Consider the following 19,428-nt stretch of genomic DNA (forward strand, 5'->3'; position numbering starts at 1 on the left):
ATATGAAGGTGTGGAGCAGATGACCGAGGTCGACCGAACGGCGTTCGAGGACCTCTACCGGGACCACTACTGGTCCCTGTTGCGGTTCGCCGTCCGGCGCACACCCGACCAGGAGCGCGCGCGTGACGTCGTCGCGGAGACCTTCACCATCGCCTGGCGCCGGCGCGGCACGCTGCCGCCCGGGCGCGCGCTGCCGTGGTTGTACAAGGTCGCCGGCAATGTCATCGCCAACGATCGCCGCCGGGACGAGCACGCCGCAGAGGCCTACCGCACCCTCGGCGGCTACTCCATGACTGCTCACCAAACCGATCTCGCCGAGCAGGCGGAGTGGTCATCCGTCCTCGACGAGGTGCTGCAGGCGCTCCACACGCTCAGCGAGCCCGACCGCCAGGTCCTGATGCTGCACGCCTGGGAAGGCCTCAACGGCAAAGACCTCGGTACGGCGCTCGACTGCTCGGCGGCCACGGCATCCGTGCGCCTCCACCGCGCCCGCCGCAGGCTCGACAGCGCCCTCACCGCCCGCGGCTCGCGAACCGCCCGCCGCCCGGTGCTACCGGCCCTCAGAAGCGTCCAGGGAGACGAACGATGACCTTGAAGGACAACCTCGCCGTACTTCGCCACGCCGATCCCGCCGCCGGGCTGCCGGACGGCCCGCTGGACCAGCGTGCGGACGACGACCTCGCGCGGATCCTGGACGAACCGACCGTCGCCGTACCACCCAGTCACCGATCGGTAGGCCGCCGAGCCGTCCTGGTGACCGTCGCGGCCGTGACCGCCGGCGCCATCGGTCTCATGGTCAGCGATCCGTTCGGCGCGAAGACACCGGCGATGGCCGCGACACCGCCGATGCTCGGCAACGTCCTCGGGGCTGGACAACCGGCCGGCCCCGCGCTGTCCCGCCTCGCCGACGCGGCTCAGAAGGACCGCTCGCTGGCCGGTGACGGCTCCGGTCCGCATGTCGTCCGCACCGAGTCGTGGTCCCTGTCCACCCGTGTCGACGGCAAGACGGTCCACTCGGCGGTCGTACCGGAGATCACCGAACTCAGCTGGAACGCGGATCGCTCCGGGCACATCTCGACGCAGCTCGGTAAGCCGTACTACCCCAGCGCCGAGTACGAATCAGCCTGGAAGGCCGACGGCTCGCGAGGCAAGCAGGGTAAGACAGTCCGCGATGAGACCTGGCAGCCAGGCGGCTACACCCCGATGTTCCCGAACCTGCCGCTACCGTCCCAAGCCGCGCCGCTCCTGGCCGCCCTGAAAGCCGGCCACCCGATCGACAAGCTCGGCACCGGCGAACTGATGATCGCGATCGAGGACCTCTACCGCGAGACCCAACCCAGCCCCGAAGTCCGCGCCGCCCTGCTCCAACTGCTCGCCGCCCGCCCAGACGTCATCGCCCTCGGCCAACTCACGGACCGCGCAGGAAGGCCGGCCGAGTGCTTCGCAGTAGACAGCACCCTGACCGGCCTCCCTCAACGCCAACTCCTGATGTTCAGCCCTACGACAGCGACCTTGCTGGCCGGTGAAGACGTTCTGACCGAGGACGCCGGTCAGCTAGAGGTCCGCGTCCCGTCGGTCGTCAGTTATCGGCTGTATTTCCCGCGGAGCTGACTTACTGCGTCTGCCACTGCGACATCCGGTCGTTGGATCCACTACTGACCAGCGAGTTGACGGATTTTTCGGGCTCGGTCCACAGGTGGGAGTCAGGTGAGTCATAGGCGTAGACCGTGACGTCGGTATCAGTGTTCACCCAGCTCGACGTCTGGTTGTCGAATCCCCAGTTGCCCGCATTGCCCCTCACAGTGGCACCGGTGAACTGAAGCCTTCGACCGCCCCAGTTGGAGTCGGTGTAGAAGCAGTAGTAGTCCTTGACGGTGATGCCGGACGGGCAGCCGTGGACGGCTTGGATGCTGCGGCTGGACTCTGCCGCGACGCCCGCGCGCCGGGCGGCGTCGGCCCGCACGTTGTTTCCCAGGCCGGCAGGGGCGACGGATTCGCCCGGGCTCGGCCAGACGACGACGGTGCCGGTCTTCTCCCAGGCCAGGGCATTGTCGCTGACCTGGATGCCGCCGGGCTGCAACTTCAGCAACTGCGCCATCTCGGCGGCCAGCGGTCCGGTCGGTGCAGTTGAGGCCGCACCCGCGGACAACGGAACAGTCGCTGCGGCCAGCGCTACTCCGGTGGCTGCCAGCACTGTGATTCTTCTACCTAACCAACCCTGCATTCAGCTTCTCCTGACGCGTGATGGACGGACTCATGCGTCACGGAGCCTTCCAGCAAAGGAGCCGGCAGAGATAGCGAATTGCCACTTGCTGCAAAGGACAGCGGCGACGGATCGCCTACCCCGTGATAGGCGATCCGCCACCGGTTTGCTGCGTCCGGTCGTCCCCCTGTAGGCGGCCGGGCGCAAGTCCTACGCGGGTCTTGCCAGTTCGTCCAGGACGCGGCCGGCCCATTGCTCGGCCGCGGGGAGGCCTTCGATCCAGACGCGGGCCAGTTGTGGCTCGTCGGTGTCGAGGCGCCATTGGGTGATCAGGGCTCGTACCGTCTCGACCTGGTCCGGCAGGTTCGGGTCGCGGTCGACGAGCGCCGCCGCGCGGCGTGCGCCGAGGCGGCCCAGTACGTCACCGCCCGCGAACACGATCCGGAGGCATTCCGCGACGTCGATGAGGCGGAGTTCGCGCTCGACGGGCGTGATCCCGGCCGGGTAGAGCGGCTCGACCACGACCAGTGCGTGGGTCGCCGGTACGGATGTTCCACGGAGTTCGGCCTCCCGGTAGATCTCGCCGAGCCGGGACCGCAGGTGCGCCAGGCTGGACAGCCCGGTCAGCGGGTCCTCGCACGACAGCGAGTGCAGATAGATGAGTGACGCCTCGGCCCAGCTGGAACTGAGTGCGCGCACCGCGTCGAAAGCCGGCTCGCCCCCGGCGATCGCGCGGTACAGCGCACCCAGCCCATCCAGTGCCTCGAGCAACGAGACTCCGTCTTCGGCCAATCGGCGTCCGACCTCGTCACTCGCGGGCACAACATCGGCACCGTCTTGCAGAGCTTCAGCAATTGCGAGATAAGCGCTGCGGTCGATGCCAGCCGTGCCGTGCGGCTCCCTCCTTCCGCACGGTTGCCCCGTTGACGACGCTTCCGGCCGATCCCGGGCGAGCGACCCCGCCAGGTTCAGGGACCGGCTGGGACGTAGGTCGAGCCGTCGGCGGATATCCGCGAACAGCGACATGTCCCCTCCTCGGGTGGCCCCTTCGTCTCCCGACCGGGTGGCCGGAAGCGTCGTACTGGAGGTGAGACACCGCCGGAGCTGGTTCATGACGCGGATTTCAGGATCTTTTTTCGCGTAACCTCACAGCTGTCCCCGTCGTCATGAATAGGTGCGCCGATCCGTCCCTCATGGGAGCCTTGATCCCGGCAACCAAGTGACAGCCGGTGACGATGTCGTGACAAACCCAGGGGGAGTACGGATGGAGACGCCGGAAGGGCCGAGCGACGCGGAGCTGATCTCGCGCGTACGCACCGGCGACCTCGAGGCGTACGGCGAGCTTTTCGCCCGCCATCACCAGGCCGCCGAGCGGATGGCCCGCCAGCTGGTACCGGCCAACGACGCCGACGACCTGGCCAGCGACGCCTTCGCCAAGGTGCTCGACGCGCTGCGCAACGGCGGCGGCCCGGACATCTCCTTCCGCGCGTATCTGCTGACCACCGTCCGGCGCGTGCACGTCGACCGGATCCGCTCGGGCCGCAAAGTCCAGACCACCGACGACATCGCGGCGTACGAGCGGGAGCCGCAAGGTTTCGACGACCCGACCGTGACCGGGTTCGAGAGTGGCGCGGCCGCCAAGGCCTTCGCCTCGCTGCCCGAGCGCTGGCAGGCCGTGCTCTGGCACACCGAGGTGGAGGGCGAGAAGCCCGCCACTATCGCCCCACTGCTCGGCCTGACTGCCAACGGCGTCTCCGCACTCGCCTACCGGGCCCGCGAAGGCCTACGGCAGGCCTATCTCCAGCAGCACCTGGCAGACGTCGCCGGTGACCGCTGCCGCTGGACCACCGAGCGTCTGGGCGCCTACGTGCGCGGCGGCCTCACCAAGCGGGAGAACAAGAACGTCCGCGAGCACCTGGACGACTGTGCCAAGTGCACGGCGGTCTACCTGGAGCTCGTCGAGGTCAACAGCGCACTACCGGCGCTGCTCGCACCTGCACTGCTCGGTACTGCGGGCCTGGGCTACCTGGCCGCCGCCTCCGGGGTCAAGGTCGGTATTGCCGGCTTCCTGGCCACCGGTTGGCAGAAGGTCACGGAGAACAGCACCCGTACCGCGGTCGGCGCGGGCACCGTCGTGGTGGTCGCGGTCGCCGCGGTGCTCGCCGCGATGGCGCTCACCGGCAACGACACTCCCCCGGCAGCCATCAGCAAGCCGCCGGTGCAGCAGCCGACCCAGCCCCCGGTGCAGCCGCCTCCGGTCAAGCCGCCGAGCGTCAAACCGCCGTCGGTGAAGCCCCCGGTGGTCCCACCGACCAAACCCGATCCGACCGACCCCGCTGAGCCCACTCAGCCGACGACGGCTCCGACCACCGCGCCGACCACGGCACCCACCAGCCCGGTGCCCACGCCGCCGGAGCCGACCACCCCGATCTTCGACGAGGGTTTGGTGACCATCAGCGCCCCGCAAGGCGGCGGGGCATCGGGTGGGCGGGCGCCAGGCGAGACCGTGTCGGCGGCTAACGGCGTCGCGATCGAGTCGGCGAGCGCGAAGTGGCTGATCACGATCAAGGTGCCGGCGCAGAACACGAAGCCGGTCGTGATCGGGATCAAGTACGGCTCGGCGCTGCAATGGCCAGTGAGCGGCAACCCGGCCGGCTGGACGTGCGTCAAGGCGAGCGGCACCTGCACCGCCACCAACCCTGCTGCGCCGGCGACGTTGCCCGTGGCATTCACCGAGCCGACCGGTGGTACCGCCGCGCAGCGCACGTTCACCGTGTCAGCGAAGAGCGGCCGCCTGTACGACGACGACTCCGCGACCCTGGACGCCCCGCCGCCCGTGCCGCAGCCACGCCTCGACGAGAGCCTGCTGAAGCTCGTGGTGGGCAAGGCCGATCCCGAGGCGTACTTCCGCACGATCGTGATCGCACCCGGCAGCCGGACCAGCGTCACAGTGAAGATCCAGTACGGCTCCGCGCTGTCCTGGCCGATCGCCGGGAGCCCGGCCGGCTGGAAGTGCACGCCGTCCGCCCACAAGTGCACCGCGACCAACCCGGCGCGACCTGCTCCGCTGTACGGCAAATTCGCAGTACCGGTGGGTGGATCCGCCGCACGGACGTACACGGTGTCGGCAACGGCCGGCCTGCTGTACGACACGGACGCCGAGACGCTCCCGGGCCCGCAGCTGGACGAGTCGCTGCTCCGGATCGTCACCCCGGACCCGCAGCACGACCCCAACCCCTTCGTCTACAACCGCTTCCTGACCATCGGCGGCACCAGCGGCCGAGTCACCCTGGAGATCTCCTGGGGGCGCAACATCGTCCTCCTCTCCTACTTCGACCGTGGCTGGACCTGCTCCCGCTCGACCGACGTACGCCGGGCAACCTGCACAACCCAGAACTACCAGCGCCCCCTCAACACCGAGTGGTCCGCCTGGCCCGGCACCGGCGCCGCCAACACCATCACGGTCACAGCAACCACCCCCGGCCGCCACGACACCGACGCAGTCACCATCCCCCCAGGCAAGGGCAAACGCTAACCCCAGTACGACAGCGCAGCCCGGCCGTCGCCCAAGGCACCGCAGATGCGGTCGCTCGGCCTGAGGGGTCGGTGTGGGCGCGGGGCGCTGTCCCAAGGCTGGTGTGGTTCGCGGTCTGAGCCAGGGGCCACATTGGGGTTGGGTCGGTCGAGTCCCGGGGCAAAGTCGACCGGTTCACGGGGAGCTGTCGGCCCGGCCAGCCGGTTTCTAGGGCACGAGGGGATTCGGGGGGCGCCGGGCGTGAATTTAGTTGCTGATAGCAACGGTATTGTCGGCTAGCGGGTTTTTGTACGGCTGGCGTGCAGCATCACGCCAGCGGTACGAAAGCCCGCTATCGGCGGGCGGCGAGCTTGAGCTGACAGTGGTTAAGGTTTGGGGAGGGTTCTGTCCACATCCGGGGTGGGTTGTACCCCGATTCAGGGGGTATTTGCCTCCCCGGATCCTTGCTCATGGTGGTGGCGTCTGGGTGGTAAGAAACTTGCAGATAGCGACGAAAAGTTTCCACCTAGCCCGCGACACCGAGCCGGGCCGGGCTGGCGTCGCGGATCCCGGCCCCGGATGACGGCTTGCCTAGCGATCCCGGCCCCGGATGGTGTCGGCCTTGCGGTAGGGGGCGGATGGTGGCTGGCCTTGGGATGGCGGTGATCCATTCATCGTGGTCAGTCTTGTCAGCGGCTCCGGGATAGCTGCGCCTTTCCCTGGTCGTGGTGGTGCGTGTCAAGAGTCGAAACTTGTTTCGATCCCGAAGGGACGCGGAGCGCTCTTGATACGCATCGCCGCGACTAGGACCATTACGCAGCCCGGCGACGCGATCCAGAGTCACCTTCCGTCAGCACCCCGGATCCACCCGCGCCGAACCGTCAGCCGGCCGGCGGGGGGCGGGGGGCGGAGCGAACGTAGTACCGGAAATGGTTTTGCAAGCTGCTCTATCGGCGAACTACGCTGGAGACGTTCGTGGTGATGGAACCGAGTAGCGGCCTTCATCCCTTGCAAGAGAGAGTCGCCGGTAGCTGGGAAGGCGATGCAGGGGGCGGTCGTGAAGACACTCCTGAGCGGATGAGACGCAAGAGGCCGGGTCGCCGCCAAGCGATCCGGTGAAGGTGTGGTGGCACCGCGAGATCCCCTTCGCCCACACCTCCGGGGTTCGAGATGACCAACGGAGGTGAAGTACAGCGATGCGCATTCTCAACCAAGAGATCCCCTCGGCAGTAGGCCAGACCGTCACGGTGGCCGGCTGGGTCCATCGAAGACGACGGCTGGCGGCCGTCAGTTTCCTCGTCCTGCGGGACCGCTCCGGCCTGAGCCAGATCGTCGTCAAGGCGCCCGAAACCCAAGCCCAGCTGGACGAACTAGGTGAGGAGACCGTCGTCCAGGTGACCGGTACGGTCGCCGCCAACCCGCAGGCACCCGGTGGCGCCGAGCTCGTCGACCCCGTCATCGAGCCGCTGACCGAGCCGGCTCAGACGCCGCCGATCGAGTTGTGGCGACCGACGGTCGGCGCCGGGCTCCCGGTAGTACTGGACAACGCCCCGATCGCGCTCAGGCACCCGGCGGTGAAGGCCGGCTGGGAGGTCGCGGCGGCGGCGTTGCACGGGTATCGCAGCTCGCTCGACGGGCAGGGGTTCACCGAGATCCAGACCCCGAAGATCGTCGGTACGGCGACCGAGTCCGGCGCGAACGTCTTCGCCCTGGACTACTTCGGCGGCCCGGCGTACCTGGCCCAGTCGCCGCAGTTCTACAAGCAGACGATGGTCGGCGTCTTCGAGCGCGTCTACGAGGTCGGCCCGGTCTTCCGCGCCGAGCCGCACGACACGGTCCGGCACCTGGCCGAGTACGTCTCGCTTGACGCCGAGCTGGGCTTCATCCAGGACCACCGCGACGTCCTCGCCCTCCTGCGCAACGTCATCGCCGACATGCTCGAAGCAGTCGGCGAAAGAGCCGGTACTGCGCTCGCACGGCTCGGCGTCGAGTTGCCCGGGATCCCCGCGGAGGTTCCCGTCCTGCACTTCAGCGAGGCGCTGAAGCTGGCCGGCGCGAACCCGGACGAGCCCGACCTCGCGCCCGCCGACGAGCGTGCGATCGGCGAGTGGGCGTTGCGTGAACACGGCAGCGAGTTCGTCGCGGTCGAGGGGTACCCGATGCGGAAGCGGCCGTTCTACACGCATCCGCAGCCGTCGGACCCGCGCTGGTCCAACTCGTTCGACCTTCTTTTCAAGGGGGTTGAGCTCGTCACGGGCGGCCAGCGACTGCACCGCTACAGCGACTACGTGGCGGCGCTCGAGGCCCGTGGCGAGTCGGCAGACGCACCGGCGTACAGGTCGTATCTGCAGACGTTCAAGCACGGGATGCCGCCGCACGGCGGTTTCGCGATCGGGCTGGAACGGTTCGTGGCAAGGCTGACGGGCGCCGAGAACGTCCGCGAGGTCACCTTGTTCCCCCGCGACCTGCACCGCTTGACGCCATAGCAGCCGACTAGCTGTTCCTCCTCGCGGCGGAGGAACAGCTAGTTGGTCACTGTGACGGGGATCGAGGCACTCGCCTGGCTGATGTTGTTCACATTGTCGGTACCGACAACCACCAGCCGGTACGCGCCGTTGGTGGTGGGCTGACCGCTCCAGGTCACGGGATAGTTCCCTGCTGCTGTGATCGAGGAACCGATCGGCGTCCAGTTAGCGCTCGTGCAGCTGCCGATGTAGCCCGCGCAGTAGTAATACGAAACCGTCTTCACACCAGACCCGCTGCCGTCGTTCACAGTGTCGGTAAGCGCAGCCCCGTTGCTCACGGCAACGGTCACGTTGAAGGCTGCCGACGCCGGCGCAGCCGTCAGCCCGCTCGCAGACGCCGTCATGGTGAGCCCCACCGCGGCGGTATTGATGACAACACTACTGAAGGTGGCCCGCCCCGCACCGTCGGTCGTCGCCGAAGCCCCGCCGTCAATCACTCCGGCAGACACGGCGAGCGTGACGCTGACCCCCGAAGTAGCAACGGCGTTACCAATCGAGTCCTGGAGTTGAACCGTGATCGCCGGCGAAATAGCCGCACCAGCAGCCACAGACGACGGCCCCTGAACATAGACAAGCTCGCTGGCGAGCCCAGTGACGTCGAACGCCGCACTGTCTGCCGCGGCCAAGGTCCCGTCGACGGCATGCAGCTTGTATGCAATGCCAGAGGTGCTGATCTGGCATCCGGAGAAGGTAGTCACCCCAGCGGACCTGGTAGGCGTACCGCAGGTGAAGACCCCTGGGCCGCCGGTGCTCGGTGTGCCTGAGGTGATGGACAGGGTCACCACCGAGCTGTCAGTGGTGACGGTGTTACCGAAGGCATCTTGCACGGTGACCTTTGGCTGGGTAGTGAACGCAATACCGGGACTCGCGCCCACCGGCTGCTGGGTGAACGCCAACTTCGTGGCTGTACTCGCGACTATGGTCACCCCCGCGGACGGCGAGATGGCGGGAGCGTCGCTGGACGTGGCAACGCTGAAGGTGGTGTTCGCGTAGGGGCCCGGGGTTGGATTGATGATCCCTGCGATCGTCAGCGTTGCGGAGGTGCTCTTCGCCAGTCCACATGGAGCGCCCGCCAGAACTATCGTGACCGCACCTGAAGAAGACCCGCTCGCCGTCGTCGCCGAGCAGCCGCCGAAGGCGGAACTCAGCGCTACGCTCAGGCCGCCGGTGACGGTGAAGGCCGAATCAAACTTGGCGGTGATGGTCCCGCCTGCAGCGAGCGCGCCATTCCCGTTGCTGGTCGTGAATCCGACGGTCCAGCTAGCTGGTGCCTTGCCTACAAGCGTCGACCCCGCGAAGGTGACACCGCTGACATTGTCGGCGGCGAAGGCGGCGGTGCCGTTGGCGATGCCGATGGTGATTCCAACCAGCGATGTGACGAGGGCGGCGATCAGCCAAGTCAGCCAGTGCCCCGGAGTTCTGAAGGTGGTCATCAGGAGTGTCCGTTCACGGTCGGGCGGGTGACGGTTGGTGGGGTGATGTCCACGGTGATGGCGGTGGCTGCGCTTGTGGTGGTGTTGCCGGCAGCGTCGGTGGCTACTGCGACGACTCGGTAAGGGCCGTCTGCCGCGAGCGCGGAGGTGGAGACCGGGAAGTTGGTCGCTGAGACCGTGGAAGTCCCGATGCCGGTCCAGGTCGCGCTGGTACAGGTGCCGGTGGCTCCGGTGCAGTAGTAGTAGCTGACGGAGGCGACACCTGTGCCGGTGTCGGTCGCCGCGTCTGTGAGGGTTACTACCTCGTTGTTGACGAAGAGTGGGGTGGTGCCGAAGGTGACGGCGGCAGTGGCACCCGGCGCGGCGGCTGTTGGCGCGGTTACGTCGTACGTGACTGTGTTGTCGGTGCTGGTGGAGGCGGTATTGCCTGCGCCTGCTGCGTTGTGCGCGGTGTTCGCTGCGATCGACGCGCTCACGGTGCCGGTAACGGTCATCCCGCTGACTGCGATGTTGTACGTCGTACCGCTGCCGGTGACGACCGCTGTCGCAGTACCGGGTGCGACGGTGACGTCGGCGCTGGTGAAGTCAGTGACGACGGTGTCGAAGACGGCGGTGAAGTTGATCGGCGCGTTCTTGGTCGGATCGGCCTGGCCCGCTGTCTGGTTGACCGTGACGGCGGGCCTGGTGCTGTTGACGGTGACGTTCGCGCTCGAGGCGCTGGTAGCCGTCCAGCTGGCGAGTACGGCGGTGACTGTGTAGTGGTAGAGCCCGTCCGCCACAGCGAGGTCGCTACACGACGTACCGGCCGCAGTGAGCGCGGAAGACGTACCGCACGCAGCAGCTGACGAGCTGTCGCTATTGCGGATCCGGGTGACGTAGTACCCGGTCGCCTCGGCCGAAGCGGTCCAGCTGACGGCCACTGTTCCGCTACCGGGTGTTGCTACGCCAGCAGCGTTGGTCGGCGAGGCCAGCGTGCCTGTCATCGCGCTGCCTGTACCGGTGCCGGAGGTGGTCCAGAAGGCGAGGGCCACTCCAGTCGCCGTCAGCAGAGCGACGATGACACCGAGCAGGAGAAGCAAGCGTCTGCGGATCATGAGTTCAGCTCCCCTGACCTGAGCCGGAGTAGGCAAGCTTGAGGGTGGCGCCCTTGCAGCCGTCCTGGTTCAGCGCAGTGTTGAGCATCGACACCTTCGGCCGGGCGGACGTGCTGACGCCAAGGCTGGCCAACGAAGTACTGCCGTTGGCCGGCACTGTCAGCGGATAAGTGCCGCTGTATTGCACGACCGGGTAGTCGGCCGCTGTACACGGCTGGTTGTGGGCGATCGCGTACGCCGTCCGGGTCACCGTCTGCACTGTCACCGTCAGGTTGGTGACCGACAGCGGCTTCTTGTTCGGGTTCGTCAGCGTGAGGTTCAGCGGACGGGAGATGCCAGGCGCCAGAGCGTCGGAGAGATTCCCTGAAATGGTGAAGGGCTTGCCACTCGCGGTGACGACAAGATTGACACTCGAGTACGCGAACTGCGTGCTGCCACTCAGGTTCTTGCCGTAGCTCACGAGAAACAAGGTGAAGCTGCCGTTGCCCGCGGTGGCGGGTGTGCTGATCTGCAGTGTGGAGGTGTTCCCGGCTGCCGGGTTCGGCGTGAAGGTAGCCGTCGCCCCGGAGGGAAGGCCTCCCAGTACTGCGAACGTGACTGCGCCGGGGAAGTTGGTGCGGGCCAGCTGCACGCTGTACACGGCGGTAGAGCCCGCCGCCATCGTCACGGAAGCCGGCGTCGTACTCATCGTCAAGGAGCTCGATAAGGGCAGATTCACCGTCAGGCCAGCGGAAACCGTACCGTTCACCGTGCCGCTGACGCCCTTGACCGTGATCGTTCTCGACGCGATCGGCGTACTCGACGTGGTGTTGACGGTCAGTGTCGACGTGCCTGTACCGCCCGGGGTCAGCGTGACCGAAGACGAACTGAAGGCCGCCGACGCTCCGCTGGGCAAGCCGCTCGCGGTCAGTGTCACCTTGCCGGTGAACCCGCCGGTCGAGGTGATCGCCACGGTGTACGTGGCGGCCTTGCCGCGCGTGATGGACTGGCTGGCGGGTGAGATCCCGAGGGTGATACCGGGCTTGGCGGGCTGCGCCGCGTACGCCATACCGGCCGCGCTCAGCAGCAACAACAGCCCGGCGAGCAAGAGTTTCGTGGCGGCATTGGCAGACCGAACGGCGGAAAACACTCGCCTGGGCGACATCTGCACCTACTCCTTTCGGTTGCCATGACACGTGGGAGGACGACGTGCTGCCGCGTTCACGGGACCGGGCGATCCCTCCACGCCCGGTCCCGTGAACGCGTGGGTCGAACTAGTTGCTGACGTAGGCGAGGTTGACCGTCGCGCCCTTGCAGCCGTCCTGGTTGGTGGTCTTGTTGTTGAACTTCAACGTCGCGCCGGTGAAGGTATGGAATCCGCCTGGGGCGATGTCGCTCGCCACGGGCGTGGTCGACGGGACCAGCGTGTAGTCGCTGGCGTCGCAGGTGCCACCAGCGCCCACCGCCTGGGTCACGCTCGAGATGCTCGCCGTGACGGTGTTGACGTACGCGCTGCTGGCGGCGTTGTTCGTGACCTTGCCGTTGATGACCTGCGCCGCGCCGCCCGGGTAGAAGGCATTGAACACGGTCGTCTGCTCGACGGTGAGGTCGCTCGCGCCGGCGGAGGTGCTACCCGTGCCGGAGCCGGACCCGCCGGTGCTCCAGTAGGCGAAGGCCGAGCCGGCGCCGATGACGACTACCGCGGCGGCCGCGACGAGGATCTTCTTCTTGTTACGCATTGTGGTTCTCCTCTCCCCGTGAGGGGATCCGAAGTGCGATTTCGCTCCGATCCAGGGCCGGACCGACATCACGAAGAGTGACAGTGGTCACGGTGCGTTCCTGTCGGCTGATCGGGTGCAGTTCGCCCACCGATCGGGTAGTTCGGTTGACGGGTGATCGGTGGTACCGAAGGCCTGTACACGTGTGTATGGTTCAGCCGGGCCTGGCCCCGGCGACTTCGGCCCGCGCCGCCGGCCGAAATATCGGGAGACCGAAGGATGACCTCCGAGATCGAGCAAGCCGTCCTGGCGGCGGTCGACGACCAGCAGATCGTCACCGATCTGCAGACCCTGGTACGGATACCCAGCGTCGACGGGACCTCGGCCGAGAGCGAGATCCAGACCTGGTGCGCGGAGCGTCTCGGTGAGCTCGGGATGGCGGTCGATCACTGGCAGCTGGATCTGCCGTCGATCACCGCAGACTCCGACTTCCCCGGAATGGAGGTCGACCGGGAAGAGGCGTGGGGCTGCGTTGGTGTGCTCCAGAGCGGCGGCACACCGGGGCTAATCTTCAACGGACACGTGGATGTCGTGCCCGTCGGCGACATCGCGCTCTGGCCGGGCGGCAACCCGTTCTCGGCGCGCGTCGGCGACGGCATCATGTGGGGTCGCGGGACCTGCGACATGAAGGGCGGTCTGGCGGCGATCATCGGCGCCGTAGCCGCGATCGCCGCCACCGGCATCACGTTGACCAAGCCACTCGCCGTGCACACCGTGGTCGGCGAGGAGGACGGCGGGCTGGGCGCGTTCGGGACGCTCAAGCGCGGCCACACCGGCGAGGCCTGCGTGATCGCCGAGCCGACCGCCGGCGGCGTCATCCCGGCGAACGCGGGATCGCTCACCTTCCGCCTGGAGATCCCCGGTCTCGCGACGCACGGCTCGACCCGTACTCGCGGCGTCAGTGCGATCGAGAAGTTCGCCGTGATCCAGCAGTCGCTCGTCGCGCTGGAGATCGAGCGCAACCGCGACCCGCACCCGCTGCTCAAGCACCTCGACCTCGCCAACCCGCTCTCGGTCGGCACGATCCAGGCCGGCGACTGGGCCAGTACCGTCCCCGACCTGCTCATCGCCGAGGGCCGGTATGGCGTACGGCTGGGCGAGCCGGTGGCCGAGGCTCGGCAGGCGTTCGAGCAGGCGATCGCTTCAGCCTGCTCGGGCGACGAGTGGTTGCGCGACCACCCGGTCAAGGTCAGCTGGCCCGGCGGGGTGTTCACGTCCGGGCTGCTACCGGAGGGCGACCCGCTGCTCGACGACATGTTGCAGGCAGCAACGGCCGCGGGAGCTACCGAAGTACCGGAGGTGAAGGGTGGGCCGTATGGCTCTGACCTGCGCCAGTACGCCGCTGCGGGCATCCCCACGCTGCAGTACGGTCCAGGCGACGTCCGCTATGCCCACGCGACCGACGAGCACGTGTTGCTCGCCGAGGTCCTCCACTGCGCCCGCGCCTACGCTCTGCTCGCAGTACGGCGGTGTAGCTAACCGCTAGTACGCGGGTAGCTGGCCGCAGTACGCCTGGGTAGCTGGCCGCAGTACGCCTGGGTAGCTGGTCCGCAGTGGTAGAAATTGCGCATGGGACCGCTGCGGGGACGCTCAGCTGAGCTGGGCCAACTGCTGGAGGCAATGCGCGCGGCGGAGAGTGGCAAGGCCTCACTGACCGTGGTGACGGGTGAGCCGGGTATCGGCAAGTCGGCGCTCGTGCGGGGCCTCGTGGAGCAGGCGGAGCGCCGTGGGCTGCTCGTCGCGCAGGCAGCGGCTCACCAGACAGATGAGCTCAGCCCACTCGCTTCATTGGCTCCTGCACTCCGGACCGGGACTGAGCCGCTGATCAGCACTGACCACTTCCTGGAGCTCGCCGCACTCAACGGGCAGCCGCTATGGCTGGGTGAGCGGCTCGCGGACCTGATCGGCCGTCGGCTGGACGGCGCACCGGCCTTGGTCGTCCTCGACGACGCCCAGTGGGCCGACCCACTGACCAACTTCGTACTCCGGATCGTCATCGCGAGACTGAGCCGGGCGAAGGTGATGTGGTTGCTCGCGACCCGCCCTGCGCCAGGTGCGTTGTTCGACCAGCTCATTGACGCTGTACGAGGCCAGGTACCGGTCCATGCGATCCAGCTGGCTCCACTGAGCACTGAGGCCGTCCTGGAGTTGGCGGCTGACCGACTCGGCACTCCTGTTGATCCGTCGCTGACTGTGCGGCTGGGCGGAGTACAGGGGGTTCCGTTCCTGGCTGAGCAGCTGGTGGCCGGGCTCTACCTTGCGGACCTGCCGGACGGGCTGGTGGAAGGGGTGCGGCGGCGAGTCAGCAGTACTACGGAGCTGTGCCAGGCGCTGCTGCGTACTGCGGCTGTCTTCGGTAGTGAGTTCCAGCTGGAGGATGTCGCCGTCCTGATGGGCGAGCCGATCGCCAAGCTGTCCGGGCCGCTGGAGGAGGCTATCCGCGCTGGGTTGCTGGCTGATGGGCGTTCTACGCTCGGCTTCCGGCATGAGCTGCTGCGGGCCGCAGTACTCGCCGAGGTACCGCCATCGGCGCAGCGGGCGCTCCACAGGGCTATAGCGGATCAGCTGCTGGCCAGTGGGCAGGGTGCGTCGGCCGCTGCACCGCACATCCTGGCCACGGCCGCTACTGGTGACGTCGGAGCCATCAACACCCTCCGGAAGGCGGCCCAGGAGCTGCTGGCCACTATGTCGATCACTGCGCTCAACGTGATCCGGCAGACGTTCGAGCTGACGCTGGTCGACGACGAGTTCCGGCTAGAGGTCGGCGATGACGTAGTGGCGATCCTGCTCATCACCAGGCAGTTCGCGGAGGCCGAGGCGTTCGCTGCCGACCTGCTGGGCGGTACGGCGCTCTACAGCGGACCGGTATCGCCCGACCTGCGGGCGTCGCTCATGCTCCGACTGCTCCCGCATCGCTGGGCTACTGGTCGACTGGGTCAGAGCGAACTCGAAGTACCGGGGGCGTCGGCGCCACTGGCGGAGCGACTCAGGTCCTATCGGGTGCTCGCCCGGCTCGAGGAACCGTTCGAGTCCAGCGACCCGGTCGCGGCCGGGATCCAGCACCTGGCCGCCGCCGAGCAAGCACAGCGGGCCGGCCGGTACGCCGATGCGCGCGACCTCTATCGCCAGGCGCGAGTGGCCGCCGGTGAGCAGGTCGGGAGCCACCCGGCGATCCACATCGAGATCGCCGAGCTCTTCTGCCAGGCACAGGCCGACGACCTCGTGCGCGCGCTCGACCGCCTGAAGGAACTCCTCGGCGCCAGCGACTCCTGGCTGGCGCCGCAGCTGTCCGCACTACGCGCGCAACTGGAACTTGCCACCGGCAACCTCTCCGGTGCCGCCGACGCAGCCCACACCTGCATCCGGTGGAGCGGCGAAGTCCACGACGTCTCCTCAGAGCCCATCGCCCGCCAGGTACTCGCCCTGGTAGCTCTCCTCCAGGGCCGCCTCTCCGAGGCTCGCGGCCAAGCAGCCGCCGACACCCAGATCCACGCCCTGCTCGCACTGGCCGACGGCGACACCTCAGCAGCCGCCCGTCTCCTGGACACCCCTCTCGACTACCCCGAGCGCCACGCCCTCCTCATCCAGGCAGCCACAGCCACCCCAGACCCAAAGATCGCCACCCAAGCAGCAGACCTCCTAGCAGCCCAAGCAACAGCCACCCCCACCCTCACCTTCCAATCCACCGCCACACTCGTAGCAGAGTGGATCACCCTCACCCACTACCCCACACCCCCCAACCCCAAAGCCACCACCCCACCATCCCCCTCCGGCGACGACGGCGAGCACGGCGATACCGGCGCGGCAGCGTCGCGGGCGCGGCTGGCGGAGGTTGTAGATGGGCTGCAGGGATCGCCCCGGGGTTTGCTGCCGGCTATGGCCGAGGAGCTGTTCGGTAGGGCTGAGTTGGCGCACGGGGAGCGAGCTGTGGGGGTGGCCGCGCTGGAGCGTGCGCTCCAGCGATTCACCGAGCTGGGGGCAACCGCGCCGGCAGCGAAGGTTCAGGCTGTGCTTCAAGCCGCAGGGGTACGGCGGCGCAGATGGGCTGCGGTGCAGACCCGGCCGGTGTCGGGGTGGGAGGCGTTGACGCCGATGGAGCGGCGGGTGGCGTTGCTGGTGGCTGAGGGGCATACGAACCGGTCGGCGGCCGATGAGCTGGTCTTGTCGGCCAGCACGGTCGGTACCCACCTGCGGGCGGCTTTCGGCAAGCTCGGGGTGAATTCGCGGGTGCAACTGACCCGGCTGGTGCTCGAACGGTTCACCTCTCCCCCAAACGCATGAGATTTGGGTGCACCGGCTGAGCTGACCCCGGCCAGGCACTCACTCGACTTCCGCTGTTCGGTCGATTCGCGGGTTCATCCCCGCGAGGTTCTATTGCGGTGCTGGAAATCCCACCGGAAGAGAACGAGGAACAAAAGATGAGCGAGAAAGCCACCACCGTCGTCCTGGTCCACGGCGCGTTCGCCGACGCGTCCAGCTGGAACGAGGTCGTCGCCGACCTCACCGCCCGCGGCATCCCCACCCTGGCCCCGGCCAACGAGCTGAGCGGCGCCGCCCGCGACGGCAGCCGGCTCGCCGCCCAGGTCCGCGAGATCGACGGCCCGGTCGTCCTGGTCGGCCACTCGTACGGCGGCGCCGTGATCACCGCCGCCGCCAACGAGGCCGACAACGTCACCGGCCTGGTCTACATCGCGGCCTTCGCGCCGGACGAGGGCGAGACCCTGGGCGGCCTGAACGAGAGCTTCCCGGCCACCGACTTCGGTTCCGGCCTGGCCCCGCACGTCCTGCCGACCACCGACGGCGGCGACGAGGTCTGGCTGACCATCGCCACCGACTCCTTCCACAAGCTGTTCGCCGCCGACGTACCGGACGCCCCGGCCGCCGTAATGGCCCGCTCGCAGCGCCCAGTCGCCGCCGCCGCGTTCGGTGAGCCGGCCGGCACCGCGAGCTGGAAGCGCCTGCCGACCCACTTCCTGATCGCGACCGGCGACCAGGCCATCCACCCCGACGGCGAACGCTCGATGGCGAAGCGGGCCGGCGGCACCACGATCGAGGTCGACGCCTCGCATGCCGTCTCGGTCTCCCAGCCGAAGGCCGTCGCCGACTTCATCGCCTCCGCGCTCTGAACCAAGCCTCGAACATCACCTCGAACAAGGCCTCGAACCAAGCCTCGAACATCGCTTCGAACCAAGCCTCGAACCAACCTCTGAACCACCCCTTGTCCGCAAGCCTGAAACCAAGCCTTAAAACAACCAGGAGATAGAGCAATGAATCCCCTTCGCCGCGTCCTCGTCATCGCCGCCAGCGCCGCCCTGCTGGCCACCGGAGCCACCGCCGCAACTGCCACCACCGACAAGCACCCCAGTCAGCCCAAGCCGACCATCGTCCTCGTCCACGGCGCCTTCGCCGACGGCGGCAGCTGGAACGAGGTCACCAAGAAGCTGCAGCACGACGGCTACAAGGTCGTCGTCCCGGCCAACCCGCTGCGCGGCCCCGGCAGCGACTCCAGCTACCTGACCGGCGTACTGGCCGGCATCCCCGGCCCGAAGGTCCTGGTCGGCCACTCCTACGGCGGCGCGATCATCACCGAGCTCGCCTCCACCCCGGACATCAAGGCGCTCGTGTACGTCGCAGCCTTCATCCCGCAGGCCGGTGAGACGGTCGGCGCGCTCAACGCCAAGTTCCCGGGCAGCGAGATCGGCCCCGACACCACCAACGTCATCTCGTACGCCGGTGGCGTCGACCTGGCGATGAAGCCCGAGTCGTTCCGGACCGTCTTCGCCGACGACCTGCCGTACCGCGAGCAGTCGCTGCTCGGCGCCTCCCAGCGCCCGATCGCGGCCGCGGCCTTCACCGAGACGATCGCCACCTCGGCGCCGGCCGATCTGCCGAAGTACGCGATCGTGCCGACCAAGGACCGTGCGATCGCCCCGGCCGGTGAGCTGTGGATGGCGCAGCGCGCCGGAGCCAAGATCGTCAAGGTCCAGGGCGCCTCACACCTGGTGATGATCTCCGAGCCGACCCCGGTCACCAAGCTGATCGAGAAGGCCGCCACCACCAACTGACCATCCTCCAGCCCAAGACGCGCAGTCCCGGAACCTCGGGGCTGCGCGTTCTTGGGAATACAGCGGCGTCACTGACAGTTCTTCATCTTTATGCGTATTGATATCTGGTCCGACGTCGTCTGCCCGTTCTGCTACATCGGCAAGCGGCATCTGGAGCAGGCCCTGACCGCGACCGGCGAACCGGCCGAGATCGTCTGGCACAGCTTCCAGCTCGACCCGTCGTCCACGAACGACGACCCGCGCGACCTGGCCCTGCGGCTCGGTGAGAAGTACGGCCGGGGCCGCGAGTGGGGCGAGCAGGCGAACGCGCACGTGACAACGAGCGCGGCGGCGGCCGGGCTGGAGTTCCACCTCGAGGACGCCAAATCGGCGAACACCCTGGACGCGCATCGCGTCCTGCACCTCGCGCTCGAGCTCGCCGAGGCCGGCCAAGTACCGGCTGACACCCAGGACCGGCTCAAGGAGCGTTATCTCAAGGCTTATTTCACCGATGGACTCCCGGTCGGCGACCACGCGACCCTGACCAGACTGGCGGTCGAGACCGGCCTGCCGGAGGACCAGGTGACCGAGGTGCTCGCCGGTACGACGTACGCGGATGACGTCGCGGCCGACCAGGCCCAGGCGCTCGCGTACGGCGCGAACGGGGTGCCCTTCTTCGTGATCGACCAGAAGTACGGCGTGAGCGGCGCCCAGCCGGTCGAGGTCTTCGAGGAGGCGATCCGGCGGGCGGCCGCCGACAAGCCGGCCGTGACCCTGATCACCACTCCCGGTACCACCGACGACGCCGCCTGCGGGCCTGACGGCTGCGCGATCTGAGCCTCTGACCTGTTGTCACCG

General features: G+C 67.9%; 16 protein-coding genes. 10 read left to right on the forward strand and 6 right to left on the reverse strand.

The window, feature by feature from the left end; all coding sequences use genetic code 11:
* The first annotated feature begins 19 nt into the window (after positions 1–19).
* Complete coding sequence (locus G3I17_RS19475; protein ID WP_164598231.1) at positions 20–589, forward strand: sigma-70 family RNA polymerase sigma factor; 570 nt, start codon at positions 20–22, stop codon at positions 587–589.
* A complete protein-coding gene (locus G3I17_RS19480) occupies positions 586–1,611 on the forward strand; it encodes a CU044_5270 family protein (protein WP_164598233.1) in 1,026 nt (341 codons plus the stop codon). Before G3I17_RS19475 ends, G3I17_RS19480 begins: the two co-directional genes overlap by 4 nt.
* A 1-nt stretch (position 1,612) precedes the next feature.
* On the opposite strand, the gene G3I17_RS19485 is transcribed toward G3I17_RS19480, so the two are convergent.
* Positions 1,613–2,194, reverse strand: coding sequence for a peptidase inhibitor family I36 protein (locus G3I17_RS19485; protein WP_164598235.1), 582 nt, complete (start codon positions 2,192–2,194; stop codon positions 1,613–1,615).
* A 219-nt stretch (positions 2,195–2,413) separates the two neighbouring features.
* The gene (locus G3I17_RS19490; protein ID WP_203590460.1) at positions 2,414–3,025 is read right to left on the reverse strand and encodes a hypothetical protein; all 612 of its coding nucleotides are present in this window, start codon (positions 3,023–3,025) and stop codon (positions 2,414–2,416) included.
* A 442-nt stretch (positions 3,026–3,467) separates the two neighbouring features.
* Here G3I17_RS19490 and G3I17_RS19495 point away from each other — a divergent pair, with 442 nt between their 5' ends.
* Positions 3,468–5,738, forward strand: coding sequence for a sigma-70 family RNA polymerase sigma factor (locus tag G3I17_RS19495; protein WP_164598239.1), 2,271 nt, complete (start codon positions 3,468–3,470; stop codon positions 5,736–5,738).
* 1,175 nt (positions 5,739–6,913) lie between these two features.
* Complete coding sequence (aspS, locus tag G3I17_RS19500) at positions 6,914–8,203, forward strand: aspartate--tRNA(Asn) ligase (RefSeq protein ID WP_164598241.1); 1,290 nt, start codon at positions 6,914–6,916, stop codon at positions 8,201–8,203.
* Positions 8,204–8,241: 38 nt separating this feature from the next.
* On the opposite strand, the gene G3I17_RS19505 is transcribed toward aspS, so the two are convergent.
* Genes G3I17_RS19505 through G3I17_RS39900 form a run of 3 tightly spaced genes read right to left on the reverse strand, consistent with a single transcriptional unit; the run spans position 8,242 to position 11,409 of the window.
* Complete coding sequence (locus tag G3I17_RS19505; protein ID WP_164598244.1) at positions 8,242–9,675, reverse strand: hypothetical protein; 1,434 nt, start codon at positions 9,673–9,675, stop codon at positions 8,242–8,244.
* Positions 9,675–10,769 (reverse strand): hypothetical protein, encoded by a 1,095-nt coding sequence (locus G3I17_RS19510; protein WP_164598246.1) that lies wholly within the window; start codon positions 10,767–10,769, stop codon positions 9,675–9,677. Before G3I17_RS19510 ends, G3I17_RS19505 begins: the two co-directional genes overlap by 1 nt.
* A 4-nt stretch (positions 10,770–10,773) precedes the next feature.
* Positions 10,774–11,409 carry a hypothetical protein gene (locus G3I17_RS39900; protein WP_203590461.1) on the reverse strand — a complete coding sequence of 212 codons (636 nt, stop codon included), beginning with the start codon at positions 11,407–11,409 and terminating at the stop codon, positions 10,774–10,776.
* Between G3I17_RS39900 and G3I17_RS39905 the strand changes: the two genes are divergently transcribed.
* A complete protein-coding gene (locus G3I17_RS39905; protein WP_203590462.1) occupies positions 11,381–11,941 on the forward strand; it encodes a hypothetical protein in 561 nt (186 codons plus the stop codon). The two genes, G3I17_RS39900 and G3I17_RS39905, sit on opposite strands and share 29 nt — an antisense overlap.
* Positions 11,942–12,022: 81 nt before the next feature.
* Here G3I17_RS39905 and G3I17_RS19520 read toward each other — a convergent pair whose 3' ends face one another.
* Positions 12,023–12,487 (reverse strand): hypothetical protein, encoded by a 465-nt coding sequence (locus G3I17_RS19520; protein ID WP_164598250.1) that lies wholly within the window; start codon positions 12,485–12,487, stop codon positions 12,023–12,025.
* Positions 12,488–12,745: 258 nt separating this feature from the next.
* Here G3I17_RS19520 and G3I17_RS19525 point away from each other — a divergent pair, with 258 nt between their 5' ends.
* From G3I17_RS19525 to G3I17_RS19545, 5 genes are all read left to right on the forward strand, one after another.
* Complete coding sequence (locus tag G3I17_RS19525) at positions 12,746–14,005, forward strand: ArgE/DapE family deacylase (protein ID WP_164598252.1); 1,260 nt, start codon at positions 12,746–12,748, stop codon at positions 14,003–14,005.
* 90 nt (positions 14,006–14,095) lie between these two features.
* Positions 14,096–16,807, forward strand: a complete 2,712-nt coding sequence (locus G3I17_RS41685; protein ID WP_164598254.1) for an AAA family ATPase — start codon at positions 14,096–14,098, stop codon at positions 16,805–16,807.
* A gap of 137 nt (positions 16,808–16,944) precedes the next feature.
* Entirely contained in the window at positions 16,945–17,652 is a 708-nt protein-coding gene (locus G3I17_RS19535) for an alpha/beta hydrolase (RefSeq protein WP_164598256.1), read from the forward strand.
* A 141-nt stretch (positions 17,653–17,793) separates the two neighbouring features.
* The gene (locus G3I17_RS19540) at positions 17,794–18,591 is read left to right on the forward strand and encodes an alpha/beta hydrolase (protein ID WP_203590463.1); all 798 of its coding nucleotides are present in this window, start codon (positions 17,794–17,796) and stop codon (positions 18,589–18,591) included.
* A 90-nt stretch (positions 18,592–18,681) separates the two neighbouring features.
* Entirely contained in the window at positions 18,682–19,407 is a 726-nt protein-coding gene (locus G3I17_RS19545; protein ID WP_164598258.1) for a DsbA family oxidoreductase, read from the forward strand.
* The last annotated feature ends 21 nt before the right edge of the window (positions 19,408–19,428 follow it).

Origin of the sequence: Streptomyces sp. SID13031 (assembly GCF_010548305.1) — a bacterium.
Taxonomy (GTDB): Bacteria; Actinomycetota; Actinomycetes; order Propionibacteriales; family Kribbellaceae; genus Kribbella.

What these genes read in the sequence shown, in the direction of transcription:
- G3I17_RS19475 (WP_164598231.1), top strand. Translation starts at nt 20, where the DNA reads ATGACCGAGGTCGACCGAACGGCGTTCGAGGACCTCTACCGGGACCAC.
- G3I17_RS19480 (WP_164598233.1), top strand. Translation starts at nt 586, where the DNA reads ATGACCTTGAAGGACAACCTCGCCGTACTTCGCCACGCCGATCCCGCC.
- G3I17_RS19495 (WP_164598239.1), top strand. Translation starts at nt 3,468, where the DNA reads ATGGAGACGCCGGAAGGGCCGAGCGACGCGGAGCTGATCTCGCGCGTA.
- aspS (WP_164598241.1), top strand. Translation starts at nt 6,914, where the DNA reads ATGCGCATTCTCAACCAAGAGATCCCCTCGGCAGTAGGCCAGACCGTC.
- G3I17_RS19505 (WP_164598244.1), bottom strand. Translation starts at nt 9,675, where the DNA reads ATGACCACCTTCAGAACTCCGGGGCACTGGCTGACTTGGCTGATCGCC.
- G3I17_RS19510 (WP_164598246.1), bottom strand. Translation starts at nt 10,769, where the DNA reads ATGATCCGCAGACGCTTGCTTCTCCTGCTCGGTGTCATCGTCGCTCTG.
- G3I17_RS19520 (WP_164598250.1), bottom strand. Translation starts at nt 12,487, where the DNA reads ATGCGTAACAAGAAGAAGATCCTCGTCGCGGCCGCCGCGGTAGTCGTC.
- G3I17_RS19525 (WP_164598252.1), top strand. Translation starts at nt 12,746, where the DNA reads ATGACCTCCGAGATCGAGCAAGCCGTCCTGGCGGCGGTCGACGACCAG.
- G3I17_RS41685 (WP_164598254.1), top strand. Translation starts at nt 14,096, where the DNA reads ATGGGACCGCTGCGGGGACGCTCAGCTGAGCTGGGCCAACTGCTGGAG.
- G3I17_RS19535 (WP_164598256.1), top strand. Translation starts at nt 16,945, where the DNA reads ATGAGCGAGAAAGCCACCACCGTCGTCCTGGTCCACGGCGCGTTCGCC.
- G3I17_RS19540 (WP_203590463.1), top strand. Translation starts at nt 17,794, where the DNA reads ATGAATCCCCTTCGCCGCGTCCTCGTCATCGCCGCCAGCGCCGCCCTG.
- G3I17_RS19545 (WP_164598258.1), top strand. Translation starts at nt 18,682, where the DNA reads ATGCGTATTGATATCTGGTCCGACGTCGTCTGCCCGTTCTGCTACATC.